This is a genomic window from Exiguobacterium sp. ZWU0009, from assembly GCF_000798935.2.
GTDB classification, from domain to species: Bacteria; Bacillota; Bacilli; order Exiguobacteriales; family Exiguobacteriaceae; genus Exiguobacterium_A; species Exiguobacterium_A acetylicum.
The window spans coordinates 1,413,312-1,426,238 of record NZ_CP018057.1 but is presented as its reverse complement, the minus strand read 5'-3'; the positions used below and the strand labels follow the sequence as shown (position 1 = coordinate 1,426,238).

Below are 12,927 nucleotides of genomic sequence, written 5' to 3'. Positions count from 1 at the left end.
CCGTGTGATTATCAATCATAGTAGTCAATGCCATCTCCTTTAGGAAGAAACGATTTTACCTTCTCTTTACTATCAAAACAGGCTTCATTTGAAAACAGATAATAGCCCATGAAATCATGCTCCATCGTGATGAATGACATCTCTTTCGTCGCACGAATGACGGGAACAATCAGTTCTCTTTTAAAGAACCACCCTTTGACCATTTTTCGTTCAAACGTCAGGAGATTCGTAAAGGATAGGAAATAAAAATCGTTTACTGCCGCATACCAATACGTTTCGTCCAGCAGACGCTCAAGTTCGCTCGCATCGTTCACTTGAACGCTATAAAAAGGACTGCTCTTATCTGGTTGAATCTTTGTGTAGAACAGATTTTCCTTCTGAAAAAACGGTTCCACTTCTTCATTGGTAAAACCACCGCCGAACGTGACGAATAGCGGAAATCGATTCAGACGCGTCAAAAAATACTTCAGTACATCGTTCGAGTCACGTTGATAGTCGCGTTTCTCATCATTCGGAATACATCCCATCGAATAAATCGACTTAATAGCACCTGGATGATCAATATCGAGATAACGGTCTTTGATCACTTTTGCATGATTCGTATGTTCTTCGAGATCGATGTATAACATGGAAATCCCTCCACGTATTCTGCTTGATCCATCTACATCATCCAACTGCTTGTTTCATCAATAGAATTCAATGGTACCGTCGTCAGGAAAGATGGCTTTCACCTTGTCCTCGGTATTAAAACAGGGTTCATTCGAAAACAGATAATAGCCCATGAAATCATGTTCCATCGTGATGAACGACATCTCTTTCGTCACATGAATGACGGGCACGGTACGTTCTTTTTTGAAAAACCATCCTTTGACCATTCTCCGCTCAAACGTCAGGAGATTCGTAAACGATATAAAAAAGTCTTCGTTCACAGCCCCATACCAATAGGTCTCATCTAGCAACAACTCCAGTTCGGTCGCGTCATTCACTTGAACGTGATAGTATAGGTTCTTGTTTGGTCGAACCTTTGTATACGATAGATTGTGCTTTTGAAAGTACGGCTCGACCTCCTCGTCCGTAAATCCTCCACCGAACGTGATGAAAATCGGGAACCGATTGAGACGCGTCAAAAATTGTTTCAAGACTCGATTTGAATCGCCTTGATAGTCGCTTTTAGTTTCCATATCTGGTAGACAACCCATCGAATAGATGAAGTCGATACGTTCTGGTCGATCAATGTACAAGTATCTGTCCTTAAACACTTGTGCGTGATCCATATGCCTCTCAAAATAGACATCCAACACGTTCCCTCTCCCCTCATAACCTCTCAATTACCGCTCGATTTCATCTTCTGGAAACAGTGCTTCTATTTTTTCTAATGCATCGAAATCTGTTTCATTTGAAAAGATCAGCACATTCTCGAAATCAAAGCCGGTTTTGAAAAATGTCGTCGGTTTTGTCATATCGATTACTGGCACTACTCTCTCTTTTTTGATCAGCCACCGTCTTACTCTCCTCGTTTCAAACTTCAATACATCGGTGAAAGCAATCAAATAGTAACCGTTGTTCCTAGCCAATGAAATGGTCTTCGCTAGTATTTGCAATAAGTCAGTCGGTTGATTCACTTCGACGGTCATATATCTTTCACGCTTAGTGATTAGGATCTCTGTATACGGTAATTGTTTGTGCTTAACCGTAGACAGCAAATCTTCTTTTTCTAAATCCGTCAGTTTATGGAATCCAAAAGTGAGATAGATTGGAAAACGATTTAACCGCGAGAATAACTGGGTTAACACTATTTCGTAAGAGATGACTTCATCTTCTTTTGAATCATCGTCATAATACTCGAAAGAAAAAATGGATGTGATTTGGTCTTGTCCTTTCACTGTCAGATGATATTCTTTAATCGTCTTCGCATGATTTTGTTGTTCTTCGATGTAAATGTGCACCTAATCCCCTCACTTTCGCTGGATTGTCACGGTCTTCTTCAGGATTCTCTACCAATGGGTGTTACACTACAAGTATGCTTTCTCCTAACGTTCGACAACGAGACATACATAACTCAACTTAGAGGTGATTCCAATGAAAAAACCAATGCCTTGCGCCATCTGTGGCGAACGCCACGACGAACTCCCGACTGAATATGAAACACTCGGACCGGTCTACTACGAACAAATGTCTGAGAAAGAGCAAGAAACGAAAAGCGAGATGCATGATACGTGGTGTGTCTTAGAACTGGACGGTCCACATTATTTCGTGAAGGGCATTCTTGAACTTCCGATCGCTGGACAAGACGAACCCTTCTGGTGGATTACATGGGTGAGTTTGAGTCCTGACAACTTCGCTCGCTTCATCGAGAAAAAACGTTCTCGGATCGAGGAGCCGATGTTCGGCTGGTTTTCAAGCGATCTACCCGCTTACCCGGATACCGTCAACTTAAAAGTGATGGTCCATGATGAAGGAACCGGTCAACTTCCTTTCTTTGAACTCGAGCCGACGGATCATCCTTTGTCGATCGAATTCTATTCCGAAATGACGCTTGCTCAGGTCCATGCCATCGCAGACATCGTCTATGCACAAGAGTGAACCAAATAAACTGAAGCCGCTGTGGATCAGCGGCTTTTTTAGTTTTTACTCTGTTTCGTGATCAAAATATGCGTTCTTTCAGGAATCTCAATGTCTTCTAACTGATCAAGTTCCAAAGATAGTGCCATACTCTTTACTTTTGGATAGTACTCTTCCCCAATCCAACAGGTATACAATTCGAACGATTCACCCTCGTCTAAGAACTCGTTCATGAGCGTAAACAGATGACGTAGCTTTTCCTTTGACTCCGTTGAAACTAAGGAATCAAAAGGTTCAACGATCTCGATTCCCCAATGACTTGAAATTTCATACACATACCATTTATGGAAATGCCTCGTTTTTACTTCATACAGACAGTCTTCATCCGCAAAACACGGTCCTATATAGAAGGAAAGTGCTTCATCTTCATCGTCCAAATCGAGGTACTGATCAGGAATTTGTCTCTCCATACAGATATATGACGCTAAGCTCATTGTGCTTCCTCCTTATATTTGATGGTTCGATCGTTACTTAAAAGACTTCTCTCCATCGGCTATTTTTCCAAAATGCGCGATCTTTCCATTCGTACAAAAGTGATCGAGCATGCCAAATCGATTTGTTGCATCGCGGGTCACGATGAAGTTATAGGGCATCAATAACGAGAACTCAGACATGAAGTCCTCAAGCGTTTGCTGCGCGGAACGTGCATCTTTCGAAAATAATCCTGTCGTTATTTCTCCTCGATTCAGTAAATGCAATAATTGCTCTTCAAAGACTGCTTGCCAATTAGAGTCGTGCAACGTCATCACGTGAATCGAATCATCATTTTCTAAAACATCCCGACCACAAAAAACGACCTCGACCGGAAACGTGGCATGCGATAAGACCGCATCAAAAAAGTTCTCATACTCTGTTCCAACGTCATCAAGCTCCTCATACGCGACTCCATACATCGAGACACAATCGTTCGTGACTCGGACGATTCCTTGTCCTTGTTTTTGGATGATGAGCGTCACTTCTGCTTCAGTCGCCATTTCTTGCTGTTCGATGACAAGATGTTCGAGAAATCTTTCAAGCTGTGAGTCGCCGGTCATAATCATGTGAGATCGGACCGTCCAATCCGAAAAATCGTCGATGTGTGGATGCTGCTTGAGTGGTCGTTCCAGAAACTTTACTTCAAATGGATACGAATGCTGACTCACTTGAAGACGGACGAGTTCTTTCCAATCGTCGTGTGGTAGCAGTTCCCGGAACAGATCGATCCAGTCGTTTCGTTCAAGTAGCATTCCATTCTTATTTTTCATCTTTCATCTGACCTTCTAGTTTGCTACAGAGATAACCAACGATATGTTCATGCGTTGTCCGTTCTTCGAGATCATCATTGTCGACTAATTCATTGATTGTCTCCGAGATGACTTGCCATAATGCGGTTCCGTGATACTCGTCGTATGGTGTTCTCACTTCCTGTCCTCCTTTTATCCTCTTCGGATTTCATTCGAAAAAATCTCCGTTCTTTGAAACGCAGAGATCAGATCTTCTCCAAACAACGTGATGCTACCCTCCCACGGATGACCGAGGTATCCCCAGCGAAAATCACGAGCGATGAAAAAGGAATAATCGCCATCTGGAACTGCTGGAATCATCCAGTATCCTTCTTCATTTCGAAGAAACGGACGTCTTGGGTCAATCCAGTATCCTTGATGATTCCAATCAAGTGCCATGACGCATTCCCCTTCAACAGTCAGCTCGGTCAGAATACGCTTTAACGTTTGCTCGATTTCTTCGCGTTTCTTATAATCCACTTCGTATGTAATGAACGGACTCGGGGCATGGTATGAGGGGAAAACTGTCGTACTGGGTGCGAATTGAAATTGTTGATCAATGACGTGCCATACCTTCTCATCCTCCGCTTGCGTCATCGGAATCCAGCTCCATGGTTTACCTTCACCAATCAAATCGAACGTCGCTCCTTGAGGATATAGAACGGTGTACGTTGCTCCTTCTTGTACTGCAATTTTTGGTTCGTCTTGTACATCGCGTGCTTTCATTTCTTCAAGAATTAGTGCAATGGCTGCGTCGACATCAAGGACATGGTAAAAGATATTCGTTGTGCCGCTGCCGATATCTCCGCCTTCGCAGTAGCCGTTCCCCGTATGAAGCAAACCATCATTGATTACTTCTTCCATCATATGACGGCGCTCGAGCGCTGTTTCTGCCTGACCATCATCATAAGGAAACTGGACAACCAGTTCCGTATAATCGGTCTCGTTCAGCTCGCGATAGCCTTGACGTTCTAACGACTCGACCAGCTGCAAAATCTGTACACCTAATCGTTTGAAGCGCGAGATGCGCATTTGCTTTACGTTTTCTGCTTTCACCCACGCTCCAACGATTCCTTGATATTGAACGATGAGGCGTCCCTCTGTATAGATTGTTTGGTAGAGCGTATCCGAGCCGTTTTGTTTTGTCAGTTGGATCATATGTGGTTTCGCTCCTCCATCACAATGCGTTCAAGTCACGATCTTCTATGTAGCCTAAAAACGTATCTTGCAATGCACCATCTGTCTCTACGGTATCGATCGGATCTCCTGCTTCGTCAACTCGGACAAGTGCCAGTTTCGCTTCAAGCGCAGATCCATTTAGTCCTGCACTCCCATCGATGATACTAAATACATGGGAAACCGTATCGATAATCGTCTGTTCAATCATCTGTCTCATTCGTTTTTGATCCGCTTCGCTCGACTGTTGGTAAAACGCGATGCAGGCCGTATAGTCATTGACGTTTGGATCGACTTCTTCTTCATAGATGTCCTTATAATCTGCCATACCGTCCTGAACGACCGTCCGATGGACCGCTTGAACAAACTCTTCCATCTCTTGATTCATGATTTTTCTCTCCTTTTATCAACAGTTCGTAGTTCATGTCTCTTATCTTGAACGTTTAGCTTTTACATCTGTTCGTCTAAACAGTGTCTTATTCTGCCCATACCGACAAACGAGTCCGAGGATCATTATCATCAGTCACCCACTTGATTCCGGTATATCCACGTTTCATCGCATTCTCATAAAATGCTTCAGATACGTGCTGCTCCTTGCAATAGATATCGACGTACATGCAGTCATATACCAAAATCGCGATTTGACAATTGCTTTCCTGAAACCACTCATAACTTGTTCCTACTTCTTCAGTCTGACCACGTTGAAATGCAAACAATTCAGCAAAGATCAGGTAATTGCTAGGTCCTCTTAGCCATTTCGCTAGTTCATGTCCTGTCGTTTTCTGATCGATTGAAAACTCTTCTAAACTGTCATACAAGTCCCCATCCATGGTATGGATCGGAAAATCAAAGTTACGAAGAAACCAGTCATACGCCTTCATCTCGATCACACTTAATATGTCGAGCAAGACACGTCCCGGTTCATTCGGAATTTCAAACGATACGCCACGCAGACTCATCGAATTCCTTCTTTCTACATTGTTATAAGAAGGCTGCCGTATACAAACATTGAAGTTCCTGTTCTTCACTCGAACTTCCCCACGTGCAGACGGCGTAACCTTGTGCGGTCAGTGTCGTGACCATCTCGACGACTGGCAAACCTCCACTTTCTGTTAAGCCGATGTCGAGCACCTGATCAAGTAACTCCTGACAGTGCGACGGTCGATCATGATTCGCACAAATAATGATATACATAGCTGGAGAATCACTAATCATCTCGATAGCTGTTGTGAGCTGTTCGATACCAAATTCAGCAATCCCAACGTAGTACGGTTCTTTCCCCACTTGAACCGGTACTTCCATTCGGGAGGTGAAGCCATCGAGCGTCTCTTCTCGTTCGAGCAAACACCACAGCTTGTAGTAATCAAAGATTCTTTTGGAATGGAACTTATTTCCGACACACTACTACATAAAAGCGATAGGTACTCAACGCATGCTTTTGCTTTAGCTCATCACGGAACATCTCACTACTGATTTGTTTGAATTGGACGATGTCTTCTGGAAACAAAAGCATCTCACCGACCACACATAGACAGCGAATTGATGAACTCGCATCCGCAAGCCATGGAAAGATGCGTGTCGCATCGCTATGCTCTTCAAAATACGTTTTCATGAAGTATCTCCTTTTTCATTCCCATTGACACGTTACGCTTTGATTGGTTTCAAATCGTAGATGTACGAGTTCATTTGTTTTGAGATTAGACAGTTTTAGCGAACTTTGAGCTTCATTCGTATAAGGCAATTCGAATCTGACACCTTCGATTTTCTTCAGTAAAAAATATGCCCAGTGCCGATTGTATTCATTCTCGGACAGGACATCCCATAACGCATCCTCACAATGATTCGCCTCGTAGACACATAATTTCATGACCGTGTTCTCTGCTATCACGTGTAACCCCGCGAATACGTAAGGGTTCGGAATTCGCGATTTTTGAATGACTAAGGTATAGCCCTCTTTCAGAAGATGGTTCAGTTGTTCGCGGCTATCCGGTAGCTCCTCTTCGATGACGGAAGCCGGAAGTTCTCTGATGCGGATTGGCAATCCCACCTCATATTCAAAGGGATCTTCGAGTGCGAGTAAGTCTTCACGAGAATAGATTATTTTCATAAGATTATCTTCTTTCTCACATTCTTTTGTGCATTGAAATTCTAATCAGGATAGTCCTTTAAATGTGTCTCTTATTTCTTTGTTTCGTTTATTATGTAGCTATCTCCATCATTAAACATTAAAGTTGTTCTCGAGTTTAAGTTTGTGCTTGCTTCGAAGATATAATAAAACCATCAATCCTGTTCCAATCGACAGAATTGGAAATAGATGCGGAATATACTGCTCTTGCCGAAAACTGATATGCATTAAGAAATAATCGACGAAACAGATGACACGTAGCCACATCGGAAACTGATCTTTACTAAGAAACGCTAAGAACATCAGAGTGATACCGATACCTAATACAACAAACGGTAATATAGTGAACGGTGTCACGAACTGGAACAGACCGAGACCCAGAAGAAGATAAGCGAGCCACGACGTCCGGCGGCGAAATTTCTCACGCTCTTTCCGTCCGGGTTGCATCCCGTAAATATCATCCTGCCTGTATCCTTCAGCCTGTTTCTCAGCAATCAATTCCTTCAGTCGTCGTTTAGCTTGACGCCGAAATGTATAGCGTTCTTCAATTGAATCACTGACATCCTGATCGAGTTTCCATTGTTCGGTGACACCGTGATACATCTGGATTGTTCGACCATCCCGGTACATGAGCCAGAAATAGATGATGCCATCCACTTGTTTACTGAGCGTGACAATCATTTAATTATCATCCTTATCAATTGAATTGGTCTTCTGTAGGAGTTTTTTAAATAGAAGCATGGTTCGGCTGTTCCGCCAGAAAATCCGTTTGATTGTATCTGTTTTGGACATAAAACAACAGGAGCGTACCTGTTCCAATCGCGAAACCAGCATATAGTCCCTCTCGGTATTCAACGTTCATGACACAGCAACTGATGAAACAAACCGTGCGTAGCCAGCCCGGTAAATAGTCTTTACTGAAAACGACCATTCCCATTTGAAGTAACGCAAGCACTGCGATGATACTTGGAGAGACGAGAAAAGGCATCACTACCAGAAACAAACCGACACTAATCAGCAGAGACGCGAGTCCGATCATTCGACGCTTGAACGTCTGTCTTTTCTTGCGGTTCGGTGTCAGTCCGAATACGTCCTCGAATATGTATCCTTCTGCCTGTTTTTCCGAAATCCACGTATCCATCCGACGTTTCGCTTGATATCGGAACAAGTAGCGCTCTTCCATCGCTTGTTTCATATCGTCCTGATGAATCTCGTCCATGACACCGTGATACGTATACAATTTTCGTCCATCGCGATAGATGAGCCAAACGGCTGTCATTCCATCGACTTGTTTACGAAGCGTCCGAATCATATTAACCCTCCAAATCTGCTAGGACATCTTCTGGATCTAGCTCAAGTCCGACGAGCTCCGGTCCCCAATCCAAGCCACAATACAGTCCGTCGTCAATCATGTTCGGCAACCAGCCATTCATGAACAAATCCAGGTCTAAGCGAATCAGATGATAGTTCGACCATTCCTTCGTCTGTAACGCCTTCGCCGCTGCTTCCGTCGAAAAGAATAACAGCACGTCTGTCTCGTCTTGATTCGACGGACAATAGACCCAGCCCGACTGTTCAAATTTTGATAGACCATAGACAGTTCCCGTTTCAAGAACCGTCTCTAAGAAAAGTTCTGCTTGTTCCGCACTCTGTTCCATTTGTTGTTCCTTTTCAACGAACGCATTCAACGTCGGTGCTACTGGAAACAACTCTTGTTCTTCGTGGTCCCATAAGACGATCGTCTCTGTGTCCGGTAACTGATATCCGAGTTCGTCACCTATTCCGTCCGCCGCAATCCGCAAGAACCCTTCTGGATACTCTTCTGCATCTGTCAAATTGATACGAACAAGGTCGTCCCATGTTCGCTTGATATACTGCTCGTCCTTGATTGGATGAAATCCCCATTCGCCGATGCTGAATTTATTTTCGTGCTTGTACCTATTTCGTAATTCTTTCGGAAGCTCGAAGCCCAGTTCTGCTTCTATCTCTTGTAATTTCTCTTCTGTGACACCTGGTAAACCGATTTTAACTGTCATCTATGTGACTCCTTCTTATACATTTTTTTCTTTAATTTTTTCGGTTAAAGTTCTTGCCTGTGGGATAAAGTCCGGTCAAACGTCTTCCGTAATGAACTTTTGCCTGCCCCATTCGGATTTTCTTCAAAATAAACTGTTCCTTAAAATAATCAATGACGGGTTCAACGATATAAGACGGCTCCAAGATATGAAGGACGAATTCGATCGCTTCTGGACCATACTCATCTTCAACAAAATACCCATTGCCGATTTCAAAAAGAAATTCATTGAGGTCTTCTTCAATGCTCGAGCGATGCTCAAAGATGACGTCATACTCTGTATCCTGACAAAAGATCTCAACGACAACTTCGTGGTAATCCGCTTCTTGAACGACGGAGTATCCGTCCTTTTCTTTCTCAGCTACGAGCTCCCGAATGTAGGCATCCAGATTAAAAAAGCGCGAGAACTTTTGCTCACTCATTGGTTCTTTCAACCTCTCTCCCATGATGCCGTGAAACGTGTAGAGTGTCCGTCCATCCTTTTCAAACAGCCAAAAATGATTCTGACTGTTAATCTGTTTGATGAGTTGCATATTGTCACACAATCCTTTTATGTAATAAGTCGATGAATTTCATAATTTCTCATCAATAGTTCTTTTCTTAAAAATCAATTTCTCTTCTTCATTATAAAAGCCATAACCATTTATGGGAATTTTTATTTGTTTGTGAATAAGTATCTTTTCTCTGTACATTCGCAAAAGCAAATCTTTCATAACTTAAAATCCAATTCAGTTGATATATTCCATTTTGATTACAATTCAAAATTAACACGTTTATATGTAAGCGTTATCATTATACTGTAAACGATACTAATTCTTTGTTTAGGAGTTGAATCGAATGGATACGGTCATCAGTCATTATTCGAAATTCAAATGCCCACGTTGTCGTGAGAAATTCAAGGATGAGATTCTCATTGAAGATTTACATAGTGTATCGCACGAGGAGCGGCGCTTAGGTGTTGAAATCCAGTATGACTTCTCTTCGGAAGTCGCTTGCCCGAACTGTCACCATCAATGGCTCATCGAAGGAAACGTCTGGGAGTATCCTGAAGGCGTCATCGATGCGATTGAACTATAATGTGCCCGCCCTAAGGCACTTCCCTATTTCTCAAGTACGTTACATATGAAGCGTTGCCTTGATGTACACTATCGGTAATACAAAACGTGTACTTCGGAGGTGTTCGCATTTGAAAGTGAAACTTTTATCTTTCCTCCTTTTTTCGATCGTCTTCCTAGCGGGATGTAGCGATTACGATCAAGACGGAAATACGACAAGCGAGAAAGCAAAACAGAAATACGATGCAGCTATCAATCAAGTCATTAAATCTGAAAATCAATACTTGAAGAAACAACAGGTTGATCGACAACTAAAGCGAAATTCTGGAGAAACGGGCGTCATCGTCTATGAGGATCAAGATTTAATCGAAATCTATTACGACCAATCATCTGGAGGAGAAAGAGCCATTTATCAGAAAGACGGATCCACTTACGCGCGGAAGACGTATACGAAACAAATCAGCCGTAAAATTGATGACTCTGAAAAAAAATATCTTGAGAACATTGGAATCAAGTAATTCCAATTTTTTATGACTGCGTTTAAATGGTCGATGACTCCCTTCTTTGATTGGGTCATCGTCCTTTTTTGTATTTTCTCACCTTTCTTACGCTTGAGAGCATCCATTTTGTGGTACAGTTCAAATGGTATTTTTTAAAATATTTTGTTTAAGGTGGGAATTACTGTTGGGTAAAATTGTTTCAATCATCATTCCTGTATACAATAAAGCGACGTATCTCTCGACGTGTATTGCGTCGATTCAGGCACTCACGCTTGACCATTCAACGATGGAAGCGATTTTCGTTGATGACGGTTCGACGGATGAGTCGTTATCGATTCTCCACACGGCTGCAGAAACGATGGATTTCATTCGTATCATCGAACTCCCTGAAAATACGGGAAGTCCTGCGCAACCGCGAAACGTCGGAATCGAAGAGGCGACAGGTACATACGTCACGTTCTTAGATGCTGATGACCGTCTCGATCCGGTCGGATTCCCTCAGCTCGTCGCACAAGCCGCTTCGAACGATGCCGATATCGCATTCGGTCAAACGATCAAGCATACCGACACGTCAATTCAAAAAGTCGGGCGGTTCGCATCGTTCACGACTGCCAATCAGCTTGTTCCATATGAAATCGACAAAGTGTTTCGGGCGGTTGGACCTCCGGGGAAAATCCTGAAGCGCTCCGTCTTGATCGAGCATAACATCCGGTTCAGCCCGATGCAGTTCGGTGAAGATAAACTTTTCTTCTTCGAAGCCATCTCCAAATGTCAAACGGCTTCGATGAATCCAGCACCGGTTTATCACGTCAACCGATTCGCGATGAATGATTCGTTAGTCGGACAGACGAGCATCTTCGAGAAGACGACCTTTAATTTACAGGTGCTTGAGAAAACGCTTGAACTGGATATTCCGACAGTCGCCAAGACTCATGCCTTGAGCCGTCTGATCGAGATGGATTTCCTCTCCCGTCTGTTCAACAACAAACGGTTCCTTGAGCATCCGCAACAGCAGACCTTCTTTGATTTGTTCGGTGAAATGATCACCATCTTTGAACGACATGGTGCAGATCCAGCCGATTTCATTTTCGATGACATCTTCCAAAAGCAGTACGCTTTGCTGCAGCAACAAGATTATGACAGCTTCGTCACCTTCATCACGCTCCTCGTCCAAAAACATAAAGCCCAGCGCTATGTATCGGAGAACCGTCTTTATTATAGGATGCCGGAATCACTATACCATCTCGGACCTGTCCTTGAGCCGTTCTTTGCCACGTATGCAGGCACGCGTCTCGTTGGTGGTGTCTTCTATGAAGTCGTACAATTACTCAAAGACGACACGGCTTCGGTCGATCAAGTTCTCTTAATCGCGCCTAACGATGAAGCAACGGAAACCGCCGTTCCGTTCCATATCGAAGGGACTGAATTATTCATTCCGACGGAGGCACTCGAACGACAGTCACATCCATTCCAATTGATGCTGATCCATGACGACTATCATCCGTTCGTCGTTCGGGTGACGTTACCGAGTAGCGTCAATGGGATGCATCTGCATTACCAGCCACTTAAAGTCGAATTTCGTCCAATGGAATCCACATCACCTGTACAGAAAATCGATGCGACGAAGTATCATGTCGATGCACCGACGCAAGTCGTTGTACTCGAGAAGGCTTTCTTGTATGACGATTTGGAATTCGAGCATAAGCAGGCCCCACTTGAAGTCGGGCAATTGCTGACGATTTCCGATCTTCAGTTGACACTGGCCGGCACACCACGACTCGTCACGGTTGACGGTGCTTATGTCACGGCAAACAAAAAATATGTCCATCTTCCGCCTATGGTTGATGACGAGACGTATCTGACTGATCGTCCGACAACAGTCCGGATTTTAAAGACTTGTAAACAGTATGCTGATCGTGACTTTAAAAACGAACTACCGACGAAAAATACACCGGGTACGGTTCTTTCGATTGATAAGATCGTTCTGTCATCCAAAGGCACCCCACGCTTGAAAACGGCTCAGGATACGTACATCACAGCCAATCGTTCATTCGTTCAACCCATTCATAAAGCTTAACGGTACACCTAGGGACATCTTCATTTCATCCCTAGG

The 12,927-nt window shown here is 43.4% G+C and carries 20 protein-coding genes; 4 read left to right on the top strand and 16 right to left on the bottom strand.

Translation table 11 applies throughout. From position 1 onward, the window contains the following. Window positions 1–11 precede the first annotated feature (11 nt). From L985_RS07335 to L985_RS07325, 3 genes are read right to left on the bottom strand one after another with little or no spacing between them, the layout of a single operon-like run. Window positions 12–629 (bottom strand): hypothetical protein, encoded by a 618-nt coding sequence (locus L985_RS07335; protein WP_047395704.1) that lies wholly within the window; start codon window positions 627–629, stop codon window positions 12–14. A 57-nt stretch (window positions 630–686) separates the two neighbouring features. Continuing rightward, on the bottom strand, window positions 687–1,274 hold the full coding sequence (locus tag L985_RS07330; RefSeq protein ID WP_148662017.1) for a hypothetical protein: 588 nt from the start codon (window positions 1,272–1,274) through the stop codon (window positions 687–689). Between the two features lie 54 nt (window positions 1,275–1,328). After that, window positions 1,329–1,946 carry a hypothetical protein gene (locus tag L985_RS07325; RefSeq protein WP_047395710.1) on the bottom strand — a complete coding sequence of 206 codons (618 nt, stop codon included), beginning with the start codon at window positions 1,944–1,946 and terminating at the stop codon, window positions 1,329–1,331. A 133-nt stretch (window positions 1,947–2,079) separates the two neighbouring features. Between L985_RS07325 and L985_RS07320 the strand changes: the two genes are divergently transcribed. Further along, on the top strand, window positions 2,080–2,583 hold the full coding sequence (locus tag L985_RS07320; protein WP_047395714.1) for a DUF2199 domain-containing protein: 504 nt from the start codon (window positions 2,080–2,082) through the stop codon (window positions 2,581–2,583). Window positions 2,584–2,621: 38 nt separating this feature from the next. On the opposite strand, the gene L985_RS07315 is transcribed toward L985_RS07320, so the two are convergent. The 13 genes from L985_RS07315 to L985_RS07260 form a co-directional block, all read right to left on the bottom strand. Then, complete coding sequence (locus tag L985_RS07315; protein WP_047395717.1) at window positions 2,622–3,056, bottom strand: hypothetical protein; 435 nt, start codon at window positions 3,054–3,056, stop codon at window positions 2,622–2,624. A gap of 33 nt (window positions 3,057–3,089) precedes the next feature. Next, on the bottom strand, window positions 3,090–3,866 hold the full coding sequence (locus L985_RS07310; protein ID WP_235609877.1) for a hypothetical protein: 777 nt from the start codon (window positions 3,864–3,866) through the stop codon (window positions 3,090–3,092). After that, complete coding sequence (locus L985_RS17030; RefSeq protein ID WP_201247405.1) at window positions 3,856–4,023, bottom strand: hypothetical protein; 168 nt, start codon at window positions 4,021–4,023, stop codon at window positions 3,856–3,858. Before L985_RS17030 ends, L985_RS07310 begins: the two co-directional genes overlap by 11 nt. A gap of 14 nt (window positions 4,024–4,037) precedes the next feature. Next, entirely contained in the window at window positions 4,038–5,042 is a 1,005-nt protein-coding gene (locus L985_RS17125) for a DUF2716 domain-containing protein (RefSeq protein WP_052169500.1), read from the bottom strand. A 19-nt stretch (window positions 5,043–5,061) separates the two neighbouring features. Beyond that, window positions 5,062–5,448 (bottom strand): hypothetical protein, encoded by a 387-nt coding sequence (locus L985_RS07300; protein ID WP_047395720.1) that lies wholly within the window; start codon window positions 5,446–5,448, stop codon window positions 5,062–5,064. An 88-nt stretch (window positions 5,449–5,536) separates the two neighbouring features. Continuing rightward, window positions 5,537–6,019, bottom strand: coding sequence for a DUF2691 family protein (locus L985_RS07295; protein ID WP_047395723.1), 483 nt, complete (start codon window positions 6,017–6,019; stop codon window positions 5,537–5,539). Window positions 6,020–6,041: 22 nt separating this feature from the next. Further along, window positions 6,042–6,404: a hypothetical protein gene (locus tag L985_RS07290; RefSeq protein WP_148662016.1), complete on the bottom strand. Its 363-nt coding sequence runs from the start codon at window positions 6,402–6,404 to the stop codon at window positions 6,042–6,044. A gap of 43 nt (window positions 6,405–6,447) precedes the next feature. Further along, window positions 6,448–6,672, bottom strand: coding sequence for a hypothetical protein (locus tag L985_RS07285; RefSeq protein WP_047395729.1), 225 nt, complete (start codon window positions 6,670–6,672; stop codon window positions 6,448–6,450). A 15-nt stretch (window positions 6,673–6,687) separates the two neighbouring features. Continuing rightward, a complete protein-coding gene (locus L985_RS07280) occupies window positions 6,688–7,167 on the bottom strand; it encodes a hypothetical protein (protein ID WP_047395732.1) in 480 nt (159 codons plus the stop codon). 111 nt (window positions 7,168–7,278) lie between these two features. Then, entirely contained in the window at window positions 7,279–7,866 is a 588-nt protein-coding gene (locus tag L985_RS07275; protein ID WP_052169501.1) for a hypothetical protein, read from the bottom strand. Between the two features lie 46 nt (window positions 7,867–7,912). Continuing rightward, window positions 7,913–8,497 carry a hypothetical protein gene (locus tag L985_RS07270; RefSeq protein WP_052169502.1) on the bottom strand — a complete coding sequence of 195 codons (585 nt, stop codon included), beginning with the start codon at window positions 8,495–8,497 and terminating at the stop codon, window positions 7,913–7,915. A gap of 1 nt (window position 8,498) precedes the next feature. Beyond that, window positions 8,499–9,221: a DUF2750 domain-containing protein gene (locus L985_RS07265; protein ID WP_071908763.1), complete on the bottom strand. Its 723-nt coding sequence runs from the start codon at window positions 9,219–9,221 to the stop codon at window positions 8,499–8,501. A 31-nt stretch (window positions 9,222–9,252) separates the two neighbouring features. Next, window positions 9,253–9,792 carry a hypothetical protein gene (locus L985_RS07260; protein ID WP_047395735.1) on the bottom strand — a complete coding sequence of 180 codons (540 nt, stop codon included), beginning with the start codon at window positions 9,790–9,792 and terminating at the stop codon, window positions 9,253–9,255. Between the two features lie 304 nt (window positions 9,793–10,096). Between L985_RS07260 and L985_RS07255 the strand changes: the two genes are divergently transcribed. The 3 genes from L985_RS07255 to L985_RS07245 all read left to right on the top strand — a co-directional run bounded on the left by L985_RS07255 (window position 10,097) and on the right by L985_RS07245 (window position 12,891). Continuing rightward, entirely contained in the window at window positions 10,097–10,336 is a 240-nt protein-coding gene (locus tag L985_RS07255; RefSeq protein ID WP_047395737.1) for a hypothetical protein, read from the top strand. 109 nt (window positions 10,337–10,445) lie between these two features. Further along, entirely contained in the window at window positions 10,446–10,832 is a 387-nt protein-coding gene (locus tag L985_RS07250) for a hypothetical protein (RefSeq protein ID WP_052169503.1), read from the top strand. 166 nt (window positions 10,833–10,998) lie between these two features. Continuing rightward, complete coding sequence (locus L985_RS07245; RefSeq protein WP_047395741.1) at window positions 10,999–12,891, top strand: glycosyltransferase family 2 protein; 1,893 nt, start codon at window positions 10,999–11,001, stop codon at window positions 12,889–12,891. Window positions 12,892–12,927 lie beyond the last annotated feature (36 nt).